This is a genomic window from Rhodococcus sp. BP-316 (assembly GCF_019836105.1).
Lineage (GTDB): Bacteria > Actinomycetota > Actinomycetes > Mycobacteriales > Mycobacteriaceae > Rhodococcoides.
The window spans coordinates 60930-78779 of record NZ_JABUEE010000012.1 but is presented as its reverse complement, the minus strand read 5'-3'; the positions used below and the strand labels follow the sequence as shown (position 1 = coordinate 78779).

The 17850-nt window shown below is 68.8% G+C and carries 16 protein-coding genes; 8 read left to right on the top strand and 8 right to left on the bottom strand.

What is annotated here, in order from left to right; all coding sequences use genetic code 11:
- Positions 1-53 precede the first annotated feature (53 nt).
- The 6 genes from HQ312_RS20400 to purF all read right to left on the bottom strand — a co-directional run bounded on the left by HQ312_RS20400 (position 54) and on the right by purF (position 7755).
- Positions 54-1697, bottom strand: coding sequence for an ABC transporter ATP-binding protein (locus HQ312_RS20400; protein ID WP_056446729.1), 1644 nt, complete (start codon positions 1695-1697; stop codon positions 54-56).
- Complete coding sequence (locus HQ312_RS20395) at positions 1694-2653, bottom strand: ABC transporter permease (RefSeq protein WP_056446726.1); 960 nt, start codon at positions 2651-2653, stop codon at positions 1694-1696. The genes HQ312_RS20400 and HQ312_RS20395 overlap by 4 nt, the downstream gene beginning before the upstream one ends.
- Positions 2653-3741 (bottom strand): ABC transporter permease, encoded by a 1089-nt coding sequence (locus tag HQ312_RS20390; protein WP_081821062.1) that lies wholly within the window; start codon positions 3739-3741, stop codon positions 2653-2655. The genes HQ312_RS20395 and HQ312_RS20390 overlap by 1 nt, the downstream gene beginning before the upstream one ends.
- Positions 3742-3744: 3 nt before the next feature.
- Positions 3745-5373: an ABC transporter substrate-binding protein gene (locus HQ312_RS20385; protein ID WP_056447497.1), complete on the bottom strand. Its 1629-nt coding sequence runs from the start codon at positions 5371-5373 to the stop codon at positions 3745-3747.
- 158 nt (positions 5374-5531) lie between these two features.
- Complete coding sequence (locus tag HQ312_RS20380; protein WP_222641157.1) at positions 5532-6176, bottom strand: ASCH domain-containing protein; 645 nt, start codon at positions 6174-6176, stop codon at positions 5532-5534.
- A gap of 7 nt (positions 6177-6183) precedes the next feature.
- Entirely contained in the window at positions 6184-7755 is a 1572-nt protein-coding gene (gene purF, locus HQ312_RS20375) for an amidophosphoribosyltransferase (RefSeq protein WP_056446723.1), read from the bottom strand.
- A gap of 160 nt (positions 7756-7915) precedes the next feature.
- On the opposite strand from purF, the gene HQ312_RS20370 reads away from it, so the two are divergent.
- On the top strand, positions 7916-8431 hold the full coding sequence (locus HQ312_RS20370) for a DUF427 domain-containing protein (RefSeq protein WP_056446720.1): 516 nt from the start codon (positions 7916-7918) through the stop codon (positions 8429-8431).
- Positions 8431-8754, top strand: a complete 324-nt coding sequence (locus tag HQ312_RS20365; protein ID WP_222641155.1) for a hypothetical protein — start codon at positions 8431-8433, stop codon at positions 8752-8754. The genes HQ312_RS20370 and HQ312_RS20365 overlap by 1 nt, the downstream gene beginning before the upstream one ends.
- A 3-nt stretch (positions 8755-8757) precedes the next feature.
- Here the strand turns inward: HQ312_RS20365 and HQ312_RS20360 are convergent, their stop codons facing one another.
- Complete coding sequence (locus tag HQ312_RS20360; RefSeq protein WP_056072686.1) at positions 8758-9144, bottom strand: sterol carrier family protein; 387 nt, start codon at positions 9142-9144, stop codon at positions 8758-8760.
- Positions 9145-9259: 115 nt separating this feature from the next.
- Positions 9260-10966, bottom strand: a complete 1707-nt coding sequence (locus tag HQ312_RS20355) for a helix-turn-helix domain-containing protein (protein ID WP_222641153.1) — start codon at positions 10964-10966, stop codon at positions 9260-9262.
- A gap of 127 nt (positions 10967-11093) precedes the next feature.
- Here HQ312_RS20355 and HQ312_RS20350 point away from each other — a divergent pair, with 127 nt between their 5' ends.
- From HQ312_RS20350 to HQ312_RS20325, 6 genes are read left to right on the top strand one after another with little or no spacing between them, the layout of a single operon-like run.
- Positions 11094-12587, top strand: a complete 1494-nt coding sequence (locus HQ312_RS20350) for an aldehyde dehydrogenase (protein WP_222641151.1) — start codon at positions 11094-11096, stop codon at positions 12585-12587.
- A gap of 47 nt (positions 12588-12634) precedes the next feature.
- Complete coding sequence (locus HQ312_RS20345) at positions 12635-14020, top strand: MFS transporter (RefSeq protein WP_308014264.1); 1386 nt, start codon at positions 12635-12637, stop codon at positions 14018-14020.
- Complete coding sequence (locus HQ312_RS20340; RefSeq protein ID WP_222641149.1) at positions 14017-15207, top strand: FAD binding domain-containing protein; 1191 nt, start codon at positions 14017-14019, stop codon at positions 15205-15207. Before HQ312_RS20345 ends, HQ312_RS20340 begins: the two co-directional genes overlap by 4 nt.
- A 31-nt stretch (positions 15208-15238) precedes the next feature.
- Positions 15239-15676 (top strand): hypothetical protein, encoded by a 438-nt coding sequence (locus tag HQ312_RS20335; protein ID WP_222641146.1) that lies wholly within the window; start codon positions 15239-15241, stop codon positions 15674-15676.
- Positions 15673-16683: an amidohydrolase family protein gene (locus tag HQ312_RS20330; RefSeq protein WP_222641142.1), complete on the top strand. Its 1011-nt coding sequence runs from the start codon at positions 15673-15675 to the stop codon at positions 16681-16683. The genes HQ312_RS20335 and HQ312_RS20330 overlap by 4 nt, the downstream gene beginning before the upstream one ends.
- Positions 16680-17801 (top strand): NADH:flavin oxidoreductase/NADH oxidase, encoded by a 1122-nt coding sequence (locus HQ312_RS20325; protein WP_222641139.1) that lies wholly within the window; start codon positions 16680-16682, stop codon positions 17799-17801. The genes HQ312_RS20330 and HQ312_RS20325 overlap by 4 nt, the downstream gene beginning before the upstream one ends.
- Positions 17802-17850 lie beyond the last annotated feature (49 nt).

Sequence of the window (17850 nt, the reverse complement as noted above, 5' to 3'; positions counted from 1 at the left end):
TCTGTGTGTGAGTACCCGGGAGGGTCGGATGCGGCCCTAACGGTACCGGAGGCCTATCGGTCCTTCCGGTCTCGTGTCACCTCGGGCCTGGGAATGGCCGCGATCAGGCGCTTGGTGTACTCCTCCGCCGGATCCCGGAGGATCCGTCCGGGCGTCCCGAGCTCGACGACGGCGCCGCCCCGCAGCACCGCCACCCGATGCGCGAGGCGGTCGACCACGGCGAGATCGTGACTGATGAACAGGCACGCGAAGTGCAGTTCGGTCTGCAGTTCCTCGAAGAGGTCGAGAACCGCGGCCTGCACCGAGACGTCCAGCGCGCTGGTCGGTTCGTCGGCGACCAGCAGATCCGGCTTCAGGACGAGTGCCCGCGCCAGCGATGCCCGCTGACGCTGACCCCCCGACAGCTCGTGCGGGTACCGCTTCTCCGTGCCCTTCGGGAGCTGGACCGCATCGAGCCACTCCACGACCGTGCGCGCGATGTCCGCCTTCGACCCGGCCTTGTGCACGATCATCGGCTCGGCGATGCACTGGCCGACGGTCAGTCGGGGGTTGAGCGACGTGGACGGATCCTGGAACACGAATCCGAAACGCTTGCGCAGACTCTTCAGCGCGGACCCCCGCAGCCTGCCCACGTCCTGACCGAGGACGTCCACCGAGCCGGACGTCGGCTTCTGCAGTGCGGCCACGCAACGGCCGATGGTGGACTTGCCCGAACCGGACTCCCCCACCAGACCGAGGGTCTCGCCGCGGTGCAGATCGAAGGTCACCGAGTCGACGGCCCGGAAGACGGGCTGACCGATGCCGCCGGGGAACTGCACGACGAGATCGCGCACCGACAGCACCACCTCGTCCGAGACGGTGCGATCGGTGACCACGGGATCGAGCGTCGGGACCGCCGCCAGCAACGTCTTCGTGTAGTCGGCCTTCGGCGCAGCGAAGAGATCGTGGACGAGTGCCTCCTCGACCACCTCGCCGTCCTTCATGACGACGACCCGATCGGCGATGTCCGCCACCACGCCCATGCTGTGCGTGATCAGCACGATCGCGCAACCCAGACGGTCCTTGAGGTCGCGCAGCAGGTCGAGGATCTCGGCCTGCACGGTCACGTCGAGTGCCGTCGTCGGCTCGTCCGCGATGATCACCTTCGCCTCGCACGAGATGGCGATCGCGATCATCACACGCTGCTTCTGGCCACCGGACAACTCGTGCGGGAAGTAGCCGAATCGCCGCTCCGGGTCGGGCAGACCCACCATGGTGAGCAACTCGATCGCCCGGACGCGGGCGGACTTCTTGTCCAGCACCTTCCCGTCCGGTCCGGCGTGAGCTCGCAGGGCCTCGACGATCTGGAAACCGACGGTGAACAGCGGGTCGAGGGCGCTGCCGGGTTCCTGGAACACCATCGCCACGGCGTTGCCGCGGAGATCGGCCCACTGCTTGTCCGACAGCGACGTCACCTCGCGGGACCCCACGGTGACGGTTCCGCGTACGCGGGCGGTGTCCGGGAGCAGCCCGATGGCGGAGCGGACGCTGACCGACTTCCCGGAGCCCGATTCGCCGACGACGGCCAGGACCTCGCCCGGGAAGACCTCGAAACTCACTCCCTTGACGGCGTCGACGGGCCCGGCGTCGGTGGCGAAGCTGACCGACAGTGCCTCGAGGGTCAGAGCCGCCTGCGGGGTGGACGCTGAGGCCGTCATGAGGGATCTTTCTGCTTGCGTCTGGTTCTCAGAACGGGATTGAGTGTCTCGCTGACGGATTCGCCCACCATGGTCATACCGAGCACGACCAGGACGATGGCCGTGCCGGGGAAGATCGACGTCCACCAGATGCCGTTGGAGATGTCCGGCAGCGCCTTGTTGAGGTCGTATCCCCACTCGGACGCGGACGTCGGCTCGATGCCGAACCCGAGGAAGCCGAGACCCGCCAGAGTCAGGATGGCCTCGGCGCCGTTGAGCGTGAGGATCACCGGCAGTGTCTGCGTGACGTTGGCGAGGATGTGGCGGAACATGATCCGCACCGGGCCGGCGCCGGTGACCCGCGCCGCGTCCACGTAGGGCTCGGTCTTCACCGAGACCGTCGCGTTGCGCACCACGCGGAAGTACTGCGGCACGAAGACGGCGGTGATGGCGATCGCGGCCGAGAGGACACCACCGAAACTGCTGGACTGGCCTCCGGCCACGACGATCGAGACCACCACGGCGAGAAGCAGACTCGGGAACGCGTACATCGCGTCCATGAAGAGGACCAACACCCGGTCCACCCACCGGCCGACGTAGCCGGAGAGCAGTCCGAGGGGAACGCCCACCACGATCGACAGCACCAGCGACGTGACGATGACGAGCAGGGCGGTCCGTGCGCCGTAGACGACGCGGGAGAACACGTCCTCTCCGCGCACCGACGTCCCGAAGATGTGGTCCGCACTCGGCGCCGCCTGGCGCGCGAACTCCATGCCGTCGGCGGACGTCTGGGAGAAGGTGTACGGCGCGATGAGCGGAGCGAAGACCGCCATGATCACGAACAGCACCACCAGCACGAGCCCGATGACGATGGTGGCCTTCTGCAGTCCGGCACTCGAGCGGATGATCGACAGGCCGGGCACACCCCGACGTCGCTTCGGCGCCTCGATCGAGCCGACGCTCACCTCGATACTCATCAGAACCTCACTCGTGGATCGACGATCGCCACGATGGCGTCGGTGAGGAAGCTGACGACCGCGACGACGATGGCCAGGAACGTGACGATGCCCTGGACGGCGATGAAGTCGCGCGCCTGCAGGTAGCGAGCGAGCTGATAGCCCAGTCCCTGCCACTCGAACGTCGTCTCGGTGAGCACCGCGCCGCCCAGCAGCATGGCGATCTGCAGCCCCATCACGGTGACGACCGGGATGAGCGCGTTGCGGAAGGCGTGCCGCCGGGCGACGACGCGCGCCGAGAGTCCCCGTGCGCGCGCAGCTTCCACGTAGCCGGACTGCAGGGTCTGCAGAAGGTTCACCCGCACCAGGCGCAGGAACACGCCGGCGGTGAGAAGTCCGAGCGCGACCGCGGGGAGCACGGCGTGCTTCAGCACGTCGACGGTGTAGCTCGGCTCCCCGTAGAGAATCGAGTCGATCAGCAGGATGTTGGTCTTCGGTGACACGTTCTGCAGTGCCAGTTCGACGTTGGTGCTCGCCCGGCCCGCCACCGGCAGCCACCCGAGCTTCACGGCGAAGACCAGCTTGAGCAGCATGCCGACGAAGAACACCGGCGCCGCGTAGAACAGGATCGCCAGGATGCGCAGGGTGCCGTCGGAGATCGAGTCGCGGCGGGTCGCGGCGTAGAAGCCGAGGGGGATGCCGACGGCGAACGCGACGAGCAACGCCCAGAACGCGAGTTCCAGCGTCGCCGCGCCGTTGGTGATCAGCACACCGCTGATCTCCTGGTTGCTGGTCGCGGAGCGACCGAAGTCTCCCCGCAGCAGACCGGACAGGTACTCCCAGTACTGCACCAGGATCGGCCGGTCGTAGCCGGCCGCGGCGCGTCGTTCGGCGATCTGGTCGGCGGGCAGTCGTCCACCGAGGGCGGCACTGATGGGATCGCCGAGAACGCGCATGAGGAAGAAGACGACCGTGACCAGGATCCATGCCGTGGGAATGATCAGCAGGAACCGGATCACGAGATAACGGGCGAGCGCGCCGTAGCGTGACGACGCGCTCGCCCGTGACTGCTTCCCCACCGACGCCTCGTCGGGCGTGGTGGTGACCATGGATCAGCCCTTCGTGAGCGGGGTGAAGCGGAACTTGAACGAGGCGTCGAGAGTCTCGTCGACACCCTGGACCTCGTCCGTCGAGATCGCGATCTGCTTGCCCTCGAGGAGCGGCAGCGTGGACACGAAGTCCTGCGCCATCCGCGTCTGGATCTCACCGATGATCTCGGAGCGGCGAGCCGGGTCGGTCTCGGTCCGCTCGGAGTCGATCAGCGCAGTGATCTCGGGGTTCTCGAAGTGGTTCTGCAGGAAGTTGTCCGGTGCGAAGAACGGCGTCAGGTAGTTGTCCGCATCCGGGAAGTCCGGGAACCAGCCGAGCTGGTAGACGGGGTACGTGTCCGCGACGCGTTCCTTGTTGTAGGTGTTCCACTCGGTGGACTGCAGGTTCACCGTGAACAGGCCCGAGCTCTCAAGCTGCGCCTTGACCGCCGCGTACTCCTCCGACGACGAGGAACCGTAGTGATCGGGGTTGTACTGCAGATTGACCGCGACCGGGGTCTGCACACCGGCGTCGGACAGGAACTTCGCTGCCTCGTCCTTGTTCGGGGCCTCGCCGTAGACGTCCTTGAACGCGGTGTTCGCCCCCTCGAGGCCACTGGGCACCACGGACCACGCCGGCGTGAACGTGCCCTTGTAGACGTTCTCCGACAGTGCGTCACGGTCCACCGAGGCGGCCATGGCCTTGCGGATCGCGAGCTTCTGCTCGGGTGTGCCGCCGGGCATCGTGTTCTGGTTGAAGACGATGTAGCGGAGCTCGCCGCCGGGGCCCTCGTGGACGGTGAGGCCGTCCACCTGGTCGAGCGACTCGATGTCGGTCGGGGTCAGCGAACGCCACGCGACGTCGATGGACTTGTTCTGCATGTCGAGCTTGAGGTTGTCCGCGCTGGTGTAGGTGCGCAGGGTGACCGATCCGGTCTTGGGCTCGCCCAGCACGCCCTTGTAGTCCGCCGCGGCGGAGAAGCTGACGAGGGAGTTCTTCTCGTAGCTGTCGATCGAGTAGGGGCCGGCGAAGGGCTTGGCCGCCACGACCGCGTTGTCGTCCATGATCGAGTCGGCCGGAAAGACCTCGGAGTCGATGATGGGCCCGGTGTTGGTGGCGAGAACCTGGGGGAAGGTCTGGTCGTTCGCGGCCTTCAGCGTGAACTCGACGGTCTTGTCGTCCGGCGCGGCCACCGAGTCCAGGTTGGCCAGCAGCGAGGACGGGCCGTTGGGATCGTTGATGGACACGATGCGATCGAACGAGAACTTGACGTCCTCGCTGGTCAGCGCGTGGCCGTTGGCGAAGGTCAGGTCGTCCTTCAGCGTGCAGGTGTAGACCGTCGGCTGACTGAACTCGCAGCTCTCGGCGGCGTCGGGCTGCAGTTCGTCGCTGCCGGGGGCGTAGTTCATCAGGAACGGATAGACCTGGTTCATGATCGTGAACGAGCCGTTGTCGTACGAGGCGGCAGGATCGAGCGAGTAGACCTGGTCGGTGGTGCCGACGACGAGCGCCTCGCCGCCGCCCTCACCCCCTGCGCCGCCGCCGTCGTCGGTGCGGCCGGAGCCGCACGCTGCCGCGGTGAGAGCCGCGACGGACAGGATGGACACGGCTGCGGTGCGCCGCGCCGTGCGTCCTCGGGAGGGCACGCTCATGGTGTGGATGTCCTTCGTGAGTCTGGGCCCGCGGTGTCGGAAGCGCGCGTCGCGTCCCGTCCGGCCGGGTCGTTCCGGTGGTTCGGTGAACGGCACGTTACCGAGTGCGCATGTCGTTCATGTGTCGAACCACACGAAATTTTTAACATGACCGGTACTTACCTGTCCGACCGCCTGATGTCCAACAGCTTCTCGCCTCGCGGAGACAGCCGATATCCCACCTTCAGACTCTCGGTCAGACCCAGCGCCTTCAGCCGTCGCACCCTCGGCTTGAACACGTCGCGTTCGAGTCCCAGCACGGCGCCGAGGTCCGCCGCCAGCACCGCCGGGCGCTCCCGGATCAGCTCGAGGGTGCGCCAGGCCCACGGCGCGTCGGCACGCTCGTCCATGCGATCGAGCTTCGTGGTCACCATGGCGACGTCGTCGTCGGACAGATCGTCGTCCGCACGCAGCCCCACTCGCGGGTCCTCGCCCCCATCCGGCCGGCCTCCGGCCTTCCCGCCCCGATCCGGACGGCCTCCGGCCTCCCCGCCACCGAACGACACCTCGACCCGCCAGACGGGATCACCGTCGGCGCCCCGAAACCCCTTGCGCAAGGCCGAGATCGAGGGCTCCCCCGCCGCGCGGGCATCGTCGTCCGTGAGCGACTCGGGGTCGCACTCGGAGATCGAGTCCACGACGACGACACCGGCCGGCGTGTGGATCCACGTACCCGCCTTGACGCGCCGCTTCGCCCAGCGCCGGTACTGCACCCGGATCGTTCCCGCCGCGATCGCCTCGGCGATCGCGAGCCGGATCAGCATCTGGGTGTCAGGGGCGCGAGAGAGCGCTCACGTTGTCGACGGCCGCGGGCATCGCGATGCCCGCTGCGGTCGCCAACATGCCCTCGAGGACGTTCTTGCCCATGGCGGTCTCCTTGGGGAGCTCGATGGGGTACTTGCCGTCGAAGCAGGCGGAGCACAGCCGCGTCGCGGGCTGCTCCGAGGCGGCGATCATGCCCTCGATCGAGATGTAGCCCAGCGAATCGGCGCCGATGGCCTGCCGCACACCCTCGAGCATGCCGTCCTCGGAGTCCATGCCGTTGGCGATCAGTTCCGCGGGCGAGGCGAAGTCGATGCCGTAGAAGCAGGGCCAGCGGACCGGCGGCGACGCGATGCGCACGTGGATCTCGAGCGCGCCCGCCTCGCGCAGCATGCGTACCAGGGCCCGCTGGGTGTTGCCGCGGACGATCGAGTCGTCCACCACGATGAGGCGCTTGCCCCGGATGACCTCGCGGAGAGGGTTGAGCTTCAGCCGGATGCCGAGCTGACGGATGGTCTGCGACGGCTGGATGAACGTGCGTCCGACGTACGCGTTCTTCATCAGGCCCTGGCCGTACGGGATGCCGGAACCCTGCGCGTAGCCGACGGCGGCGGGCGTTCCCGATTCCGGGACAGGGATCACCAGATCGCCCTCGGCGGGGTGCTCCTCGGCCAGGCGGCGGCCGATCTCGACGCGGGTCGAGTGGACCGACCGGCCACCGATGACGCTGTCGGGGCGCGCGAGATAGACGTACTCGAAGATGCAGCCCTTGGGCTCGGGCGCGGCGAAGCGGGAGGATCGCACACCGTCCGCGTCGATGGCGAGCAGCTCGCCCGGCTCGATGTCGCGGACGAACGAGGCGCCGACGATGTCGAGGGCGGCGGTCTCCGAGGCCACGACCCAGCCGCGGTCGAGACGGCCCAGGGACAACGGGCGCACACCGTGGGGGTCACGCGCCGCGTAGAGGGTGTGCTCGTCCATGAACGTGAGGCAGAAAGCACCCTTCAGCGTCGGCAGCAGTTCCATGGCCGCCTGCTCGATGGTGCTGTCCGCGGCGCCGTGCGCCAGCAGTGCGCCCACGATGTCCGAGTCGGAGGTGGCACCGGTCCCGCGCGGGCGGCCCATGATGCCGGCGTCGCGCGCCCGCTCCGACAACTCGGCCGTGTTCACGAGGTTGCCGTTGTGGCCCAGGGCGATGCCGCTGCCGGCCGCGGTGGTGCGGAAGATGGGCTGCGCGTTCTCCCACGTCGTCGATCCGGTGGTGGAGTACCGGCAGTGCCCGATGGCGATGTGGCCGCTCATGGCGCCGAGAGTCTGCTCGTCGAACACCTGGCTCACCAGACCGAGGTCCTTGAACACCAGCACCTGGGACCCGTCGGCCACGGCGATGCCGGCGGCCTCCTGACCGCGGTGCTGCAGCGCGTAGAGGCCGTAGTACGTCATCTTCGCGACGTCCTCGCCGGGGGCCCACACACCGAAGACGCCGCATTCCTCCCGCGGCTCGTTCTCGTTGATGTCCAGTTCCGGACCGGATGTGTCATCGAGCAGATTCGGGCTGTGGACCGAGGGGTCACGAGTCACGACGCGCTCTCCTAGAAGCCGGGAGGGGTGGGGTGCAGGCCACGCTGCACGCACACTCGGGGAGTCTACGGGCAACCCCGCGATCAACAAGCCGTCGGCAGGCACCGATACCGCGGTGAGCTGTGATCCACGACTCGCGGCGCGGTGCCATGATGGAGACATGGTCAGCAGACTTCCGTACGGCGTCACCCCCGAACAGCCCGGCGAGGGGCAGGAATCGGTGTGGGACTACCCGCGTCCGCCGGCCCTCGAGGCGTCCACGAAGCATCTCGTGGTGCGCTTCGGCGACGTGATCGTCGCCGACAGTCACGCGGCCCACCGCGTCCTGGAGACCAGCCATCCGCCCACCTGGTACATCCCGCGGGCCGACGTCGACGAGAGCCGACTGCGGCGCTCGAGTGCGCGATCGACGATGTGCGAATGGAAGGGATCCGCCACCTACTGGGACATCGTGGGCGACGACGGCGCCGTGCTCGAGGCCGGCGGCTGGAGCTACGAGAACCCCACCCCGTCCTTCGCACCGATCGCCGGCGCGCTCTCCTTCTCTCCCGTGTCCCTGACGTGCGAGCTCGACGGCGAGGTGGCACGCCCGCAGGAGGGCGGCTTCTACGCGGGGTGGATCACCCGGGACGTCGTCGGACCGTTCAAGGGCATCGCCGGGAGTTGGGGCTGGTAGTGGCCGAGAAGAACTTCTACAGCCACTCCGACGCGGCCGAGAAGTCCCGCCGCGACAAGGCCGTCGCTCTCGCTCGATACCTGTGGGACCGCGACATCTCTGCAGACGATCTCGCGGCGATGGCCGCGGACGTCCGACGCAAGGTGGCCCGGGCCGCGGACATCAACCCGCCCAGCTCCGACGAGACGTGGACGGTGGTCTCGACGCTGTTGCGCGAGAAGGCGGAGTGGGCGCGCGATCACACCGATCACGACGCGGCCCGCCGGGCGCACTCGGACGAGAAGATCTTGTGGGTCAAACCGCCGGTGCGGCCCTGGCGGTGAGAGTCAGATACGCACGAGCGGAAGCCAGTGCGCCACCTCGCCGGCGCGGCCACCCGATGCCGTGACGCCCGCTCCGCGGACGGCGTCCTCGAACGCCACGCGCCCCGTCACCATCAACAGCCATGTCCGCGGGTCGCATTCGACGACGTTGGGGGGCGTACCCCGGGTGTGGCGGGGCCCGACGATGCATTGCACCGCGACGAACGGCGGCACGCGCACCTCGACACTCGAGCCCGGTGCCGTCTGCTCGATGGTGCGCGCACTGAGCCGCACCGCGGCGGCGAGATCGGCGCGCGGCGGCTTCGGGAGGTCGGGATCGTCGAGCCACGCCGATACTGCCTGGAGGGACGCGCGGAGTTCGGCCGGGTCGACGGGTTTCGAGGGTGCCACGCCGTTCAGTGTCCCACCGAGCGCGGTGGGTCTCGAGCCGTGCCTCACGGTCCACACGTCGCCCGGATCGACGGGATTCCGTCGATTCTCACGAGTTGTGGACGCTGAGGCACGGTCAGGGCGCAGCGATGTCGCGGAGCGTCAGCGCCATGGCGACGTCCATGGCATGGTCCGGTCTCGCCAGGTCCAGCCCCGTGAGCGTCTGGACGCGACGGAGGCGCTGGCCGACGGTGTTGGGATGCACGTGCAGGGCCGCCGCGGTGTCCCCGACGTGCTGCCGATGGCCGAGATACGCACGGAGCGTTCCGATCAGATCGGTGCCGCGCGACTCATCGTGCTCGCGCACCGGACCCAGCGTGCGGTCCGCGTAGCGCGCCACCTGGTCGGGGTCGTTCAACTGCAGCAGCAACCCCGGAACGCCGAGCTGGTCGAGTGACACGGTGGCGCCGGTACGGTCCCACAGGATCATCAGCCGCGCGGCTCCTCGCACCGCGCGGTGGGCCGCCCGGTAGTCGGCGACCTCCGTGCACGGTGACCCCACGACCGCGGTGACCGGGCCCTCGGCGACCGTGCCGGCGCGCACGCGTTCGATCTCGGCGACCACCGAGTCCATCGGCGTCCCCGCACTCACCGGCCACAGCACGACAGCACGATGCTGATGCGCGGCCACCAGCGGACCGGTTCCCGCGCGGGCCGCGATCGACCGCACCGCGCGCGAGAGCGACGCGTCGACGTCACCGGTCGACGGCAGGTCGATCACGGCGACGACGTGCGGCGTCGTCAGGTCGTGGCCCAGCCGGTCCGCACGCTCGACGGCGGCCGCGGCTGCCACCGGGTCGTCACCGAGCAGGTCACCGACCACCTCGCCCTGCAGTCGCCACTGCACGTCCTCGGCGGTCCGCGCACGGAGCAACTCCAGTGCAGCGACGACGGCGGTGTGCTCGATGGCGCGGCGATCGAGCGTCGACAGGGTGGCCGGATCCCCCTGCACGACGAGGCATGCCACCCGCTCCCCCGACAACAGAACGTCCTCCCGATGCGCGGACGTCGACGTCGGCCCGCGCGAGGATTGTGCGAGCACCCCGCCGTGCACGTCCTCGATGGTGACCGATCGGCCGACCAGCAGCGAGAGTGCCGTCGCGATGCCGTCGACCCCACCACCTCGTGACGCGATGGTGGTCAGGCGCCGGTGGATCTCCTCGGACTTCTCGAGCAGGGTCCGCCGACGCTGCAGTTCGGCGTTGAGCGTCCGCAGGTCGGAGGTGCGCTGCGCCTCCTCGGCGCGCAGGCGCGTGATCGTGACGGAGATGGATGCCTGCGTCGCGAGCATGCTGAGGAGCTGAATCTCGTTGTCGTCGAACACGTGTACGCCTCGCCGGTAGCAGTTCAGGGTTCCGATCGCAGCTCCCGTCGATCCGAGGAGCGGGACCGACACCATCGAGCGGTATCCCTGCTCCCGTGCCACGCCGCCCCACGGCCCGAAGTTCGGTGCGGCGACGATGTCGTCGATCGCGACGGGCTCACCCGTCCGGAACGCCCTGCTCGACGGTGCCTCGACGGACGGGTCCTGATCGAGTCGCACCGGACGGTCCGCGTTGATCCGGGCGATGTAATCGGCAGACAACCCGTGTGATCCCTCGATGGTCAACATGCTGCCGACGTCGTCGGACAGGAAGACGCCGCAGAAGTCGTAGTCCATCAGGGCGACCGCGATCCCGGCGATGGTGTCCAGCACGACGGACGGTGGGTCGTCGGACGCGACCGCCGCGGTGACGTCGTGGATGCCGGCCATCCACCGTCGAAGCTCCGACAGCTCGGTCATACGGCCCTCCATGTCCCGCGCCACATCGCACGGCGCCCTTTGTGTCTTCACGAACATATCGCGAACGTGACGCAGATCGCAGACTTCTTCCATCGAGGCACTGCATCACGACGAGAAGCGAGAAGACATGACAGAGCACCTGATGTTCATCGACGGCAAATCGATGCCGTCCGAGTCCGGCGACACTCTCGCCGTGGTCGACCCGGCCACCGGCGCGTCCTTCGCCGAGGTTCCCGACGGCGGCGCGGTCGACGTCGACCGCGCGGTCGCCGCGGCGCGCACGGCGTTCGAGAACGGTCCCTGGCCGCGGACCACCCGCACGGAGCGCGCTCGCATCCTGCTCCGCGCCGCGGATGCCATCGAGAACGCGTCCGAGGAACTGTTCACGCTCGAGACCCGCAACAACGGTCGGCCCATCACCGAGACGCGCGCCCAGCTGTCCCGCGTGCCGGAGTGGTTCCGCTACAACGCGGGCCTGCTCGCCGCCCAGCGCGACGGTGTCCTGCCCAGCGACGGCCCGTACCTCACCTATCAGCGACGCACCCCGCTCGGCGTGTGCGGCATCATCACCCCGTTCAACCACCCGGCACTCATCCTCGCGCGCAGCCTGTCGGCGGCCCTCGCCACCGGCAACACTGTCGTGATCAAGCCGTCGGAACTCACTCCGCTCACCACGCTCGCCATCGCGCGGATCGTCTCCGAGGCCGGCGTGCCGGACGGTGTCGTCAACGTCGTCACCGGCGGACGCGAGGCCGGCATCCGGCTGACCCAGCATCCCGACGTCGCGAAGATCACCCTGACCGGCGGCACGGAGGCCGGACGGTCCGCAGCCGTCGCGACAGCGGGCCGATTCGCCCGCATCACAGCGGAATTGGGTGGCAAGACCCCCGTCGTCGTGTTCGACGACCAGGACCCCGTCGTCGCCGCGGAGGGTGCGGCGTTTGCTGCCTTCGTCGCGTCCGGTCAGTCGTGCGTCGCCGGCGCCCGGTTCCTCGTCCAGCGAGGAGTGTACGACCGGTTCGTCGAGGCACTCGCGGCTCGCGCCGACGCAATCCGGCTGGGCGATCCCGCAGACACCAGCACCCAGATGGGTCCCCTGATCAGTGCCGTGCAGCGTCAGAAGGTGTTGTCCTACATCGACATCGGACATCAGGACGGTGCACGACTGGTCGCGGGAGGCGGCGTGCCGGAGCTGCCGGACGCACTGCAGGGCGGATTCTTCCTTCGCCCCACCGTCTTCGCCGACGCGACCAACTCCATGCGGGTGTCGCAGGAGGAGATCTTCGGGCCGGTGGCCGTGGTGGTGCCCTTCGACACCGAGGCGCAGGCCGTGGAGATGGCCAACGACAACAGGTTCGGGCTCGGAGCAGCCGTCTGGACCCGCGATCTCGCCCGCGCGCACCGCGTCGCGGACGCACTCGAGTCGGGCATGGTCTGGATCAACGACCACCACCGCCTCGAGCCGTCCCTGCCCTGGGGCGGCACCAAGGAGTCGGGCACCGGCAAGGACGCCGGCACCGAGTCCTTCGACGACTTCACCTGGATCAAGACCGTCGTGGTCCGCATCGCCGAGTCCGACGTCGACTGGTACGGCTCCGACACCCCCGGACGGCTCAATTGAGCACCCGGCCTGTCGACCACAACCCCACGCACAGAGGAGAACACACCGTGCACGACACCACTGCCACGGAGCCGGGCTGGAGAACGCAGATCACGCGTGTCCAGTGGCTCGTACTGCTGGGCACCACGATGGGATGGGCGCTGGACGGCTTCGCCGGCAGCCTCTACGCGTTGGTGCTCGGACCGGCGATGACCGAACTGCTCCCGAACTCGGGACTGACGGTCGATGCCGATCACATCGGACTCTACGGCGGTCTCACCGTCGCGCTCTTCCTGGCGGGATGGGCCACCGGCGGAATCCTGTTCGGCGTCCTGGCCGACTACTTCGGCCGAGTGCGAGTGCTGTCCATCGGCATCGTCACCTACGCCGTCTTCACCGCCCTGGCCGCCTTCGCCGACACCTGGTGGCAACTCGGCGTCCTGCGCTTCATCGCCGGCCTCGGATCGGGCGTCGAGGCTCCCGTGGGCGCCGCGCTGGTCGCGGAGGTGTGGCGCAACAAGTACCGGGCTCGCGCCTGCGGCGTCATGATGTCCGGCTACGCCGGCGGGTTCTTCATCGCGGCACTGGCGTACGGCCTGCTCGGCACCCACGGCTGGCGGTTCATGCTCGTCCTGGCCGTCGTTCCCGCCTTCCTCGTGTGGTTCCTGCGTCGCTACGTCCCGGAGCCCGAGGAGATCACCACCGTCATCGCCACCCGCAAGGAGCGCAAGCGGCAGTCGTCCACCCGCCCGGAGGACCAGTTCGTGCTGAAGCGGCTCCTCTCGCCGCCGCACCTGCGCGCCACGCTCATCTGCACCGCGCTGGCCACCGGGTCGCTGCTCGCCTTCTGGAGCGTCTCGACGTGGTACCCACAGATCATCCGCACGATGGCCACCGCCGAATCGCTGTCGGCCGACGTCGCGAACCACCGGGTCGCCATCACCTCGATGCTGTTCAACGCCGGCGGCATCATCGGCTACGCGACCTGGGGGTTCCTGGCGGACGCCATCGGTCGCCGCAAGGCATTCATGGTGAGCTTCGTGTGCTCCGCCGTGAGCATCGCGTACCTCTTCCCGTTCGAGCACAGCTACACGACCTACCTGCTCGTCATCCCCCTCGTCGGATTCGGACTGTTCGGAGCTCTTTCCGGCAACTTCGTCTACGGACCCGAGATGTTCTCGCCCAGCATGCGAGCATCGGGAATCGCGTTGGCCAACAGCATCGGTCGCTACATCACCGCGGCCGGCCCGCTCGTGGCCGGCGTCATCGCCACCTCCTGGTTCGGCGGAGATCTCGGAACAGCAACGGCCGTCCTCGCCGCGACGGGTGTCATCGCCCTCGTCGGCCTGTGGTTCGCACCCGAGACACGTGGCGCCGCACTCCCCACCGACACACCGACCGAGTCCGCCCCCGAGGCGACCTCCGCACCGATCATGAAGGGAACGTCCGCATGAACCACTACCAGGGAGCCCGCGCCGTCGTCATCGGCGGCTCCATCGGGGGCCTCACGTCCGCACTCCTGTTGCGCGACCTCGGTTTCGAGGTCGACGTCTTCGAACGCACCCCCTCGGATCTCGACGGGCGCGGCGGTGGCATCGTCCTCCAGCCCGACACCCTGCGGTGGTTCCGCGAGCGCAGCACCCAGCGCCCGGAGGACGTCAGCACGACGACCCGGTGGGTCCAGTACCTCGGATCCGACGACGAGATCGTGCACCGGGACGAGCGGGCGTGGTCCCACACCTCGTGGGGCACGTTCTACCGCGCACTGCTCTCGGACTTCGGCCGCGAGCACTACCACCTCGGTGAGTTCGCCTGCGGCTTCGACCAGACCGACGATCATGTCGACGTGCGATTCGTCAGTGGTCGGCGCGAACGAGCCGACCTGGTCGTCATCGCCGACGGAGTCACCTCCGCCAACCGTCTGCGGATCGACCCCGACGTGACGATGGAGTACTCGGGGTACATCGGATGGCGCGGCACCGTCGACGAGCGGGTGCTGTCCACCCGCACTGCGGACCTGCTCCACGACGCGATCACGTACGACGTGATCCCGCACTCGCAAATCACGATGTATCCGATCCCGAGCGCGCGAGGCACTCAGGTAGGCGACCGCCTCATGAACTACGTCTGGTACCGCAACGTGGCGGAGGGCCCGGATCTCACCGAGATGCTCACCGACAAGCGCGGATTCGTCGGCAAGGTGTCCGTGCATCCCGGCCAGGTGCAGGACCGCTACGTCGACGAGATGCGGGAGACCGCCCGGCGCAGTCTGTCGCCGGCCGCCGCCGAGGTCGTCACCGCGACCGAGGAGCCGTTCATCCAGGTGGTGTGGGACTCGCGGGTGAACCGGATGGCGTCCGGACGCGTCGCCCTCATCGGCGACGCGGCCTGTGCCGCACGCCCTCACGCCGCCGCCGGAACCGCCAAGGCCGCCGCCGATTCGTGGGCGCTCGCCGACGCACTCACCTCCGCGGCCGGAAACATCGCCGAGGCGCTGGAGAAGTGGGAACCGGGGCAGCTCGAACTGAGCAGCGCCCTGCTCGCACGCGTCCAGTCGATGGGCGAACGGTCCCAGTTCAGCAACACGTGGACGCCCGGGGATCCGGACCTCCGCTTCGGCCTGTACGGCCCCGGCCGCTAGTCCCTTCCCCCACAATACGAAAGGCACGGTCATGTCCGACACGTTCCTCCAGGACCTCCCTCTCGCCGGCACCGTCGTCGGCACCGACTTCGACGGCTGGTCTCCGGAACTCCGCGCGGAGTTCGAGTCTCACGCTTTCGACGGTGCGGTGGGGTCGCGCCTGCTGAGCAGCACCGACCGGGTGCGGGTCTGGGAGATCAGGCTCGCACCGGGTGAGCGGTGGCACGCGCACCGCCACGTTCTCGACTACTTCTGGACGGCCGTGAACGCTGGCACCTCTCGCCAACACACGTTCGACGGAACCACTCGGGACGTCTCCTACGACGCCGGCGAGACGCGCCATTTCACCTTCGGACCGGGCGAATACCTGTTGCACGACATCGAGAACGTCGGCGACACACCGCTCGTCTTCACCACGGTCGAGCACCTCGACTCCGCGAACGACGCTCTGCCCGTGGTGACCTCGTGACCGGCGCCGACCTCGTGGACGTCCACGCGCACTGGCTGCCCGCCTCGCACTTCGGCCTACCGCCCGGATCGCCGTTCGCACCGATGCAGGATCGGGACGGGCGTCTGCATCTCGGAGATCTCCCGCTGTCGATCGCTACCGAGGCCATGAGCGACGTCGATGCCGTCTACGCCGACATGGATGCGCAGGGCATCGGGGTCCGCGCGTTGTCACCCCCGCCGTTCGCCTTCCCGACGACGTCCGACTCGGGTGCGGACGACTACATCGGCAGCTTCAACGTCGAACTCGCGGGTCTGGTCGCGAACTCCGGTGGTCGACTCGCCGGCCTGGGCCTCGTGCGTCTCGACGATGCGGATGCGGCAACGAGGGAGATGACACGCCTCGCCTCCGAGGGCGTGGTGTCCGGCGTCGCGATCCCGCCGCTGGTGGGCAGCACCTCGCTCGACACCGGTGTCCTGCGCGACATCCTGCGCTCCGCCGCGCGGCTCGACCTGGCGGTTCTGGTGCACCCGATGCAGCTGCCCCGCCCCGAGTGGAGCTCGCTCTACCTGGCCAACCTCATCGGCAACCCCGTCGAGACGGCAACTGCCGTCGCCGGCGTCGTGCTGGGGGGTGTCCTGGACGAACTTCCCTCGCTACGAGTGTGTTTCGTGCACGGCGGCGGGTGCGCGCCGGCGCTCCTGGGTCGCTGGAGCCACGCATGGGGAGCGCGGCCGGACGTCCACCACACCGACACGCACCCTCGGGACGCGTTCCGGCAGTGCTGGTTCGACACCGTGACTCACGACGTGGCCGCCTTGACGCTGCTGCGAGAACACGCGTCGAGCGATCACGTCCTGTGCGGTACCGACTACCCCTTCGACATGGCGGAGTCTGCGCCCTCGGCCTTCCTCGAGTCGGCCGGCGTGGACCGTCGCACGCTGCACGACAACGGACTTGCGTTCCTGGGCGGACCGCGGCGCGGCACCGAGCAGTCGGCTGCAGCGTCGGTGGCGGTGTCGTCGTGAGCGCACTGTTCGAGCCTCTGACGCTGCGCGGGACAACGATGCGCAACCGGATCTGGATGTCGCCGATGATGCAGTTCGCCGCCGAACCGTACGGTCCCGCCGTCGGCGCGGCCACCGATTGGCACTTCCAGCACCTCGCCGCCCGCATCGTCGGTGGCGTGGGTCTGGCCATGATGGAGGCCACCGCCGTCTCTCCCGACGGGCGGAGCAGCGAGTTCGATTTGGGCCTGTGGACCTCCGCGCAAGAGCACGCGCTCGAGCGCATCGTGCGGTTCGCCCGCGGCAACGGCGCCGCACTGGGTGTCCAACTGGTGCACGCCGGACGCAAGGCCGCCACCGGCAGGCCGTGGTCGGGGCCGTCGTGGGACGGCACCCACCACGTCGAGACTCTGTGGGACCGCGTCGGTCCCAGTCCGGAATCGTTCGGAACCCTCCCTCTCCCCTCGTCGCTGAGCACGACGGAGATCGCCGAGGTGGTCGCGGACTTCGCGGCCGCCGCCGCACGCGCTGCACGCGCGGGTGTGGACGTCCTCGAACTGCATGGTGCACACGGCTATCTGATCCACCAGTTCCTGTCCCCGCACGCCAATACGCGGACCGACGAGTACGGCGGAGACTTCGACGCCCGGGCACGCTTCGCCCTCGAGGTGGTGGACGCGGTGCGCGCCGCGTGGCCGGAGGACCGGCCGCTGTTCTTCCGGCTCTCGGCGACGGACTGGCTCGCCGGCGACACGGACGACCCCCGACCCGGCTGGACGATCGAGGACAGCGTGCGGCTCGCCCCGCTGCTCCGAGATCACGGCGTGGACCTGATCGACGTGTCGACCGGCGGCATCGCCGCCGACGCACCGATCCCCGTGGGCCCCGGCTACCAGGTGCCGTTCTCGGAGCGACTGCGCGAGACCGGCATCCCGACGGCGACGGTCGGGCTCGTGACCGATCCCGCCGACGCCGATCTCCTGGTGTCGTCGGGTCGCGCCGACGCGGTGTTCCTCGCACGGGAGTTGCTACGCAATCCGGTGTGGGCGCAGCGCGCGGCGGCCGAACTCGGCGATCCCGTGCCCTACCCGCCCCAGTACACCCGGGCATTCACCGGGCGGTCGGCAGCGCGTCGCTGATCCGGCGCGGAGGAACAACGAGGACCGCCGCTGTCCGCGATGGACGCTT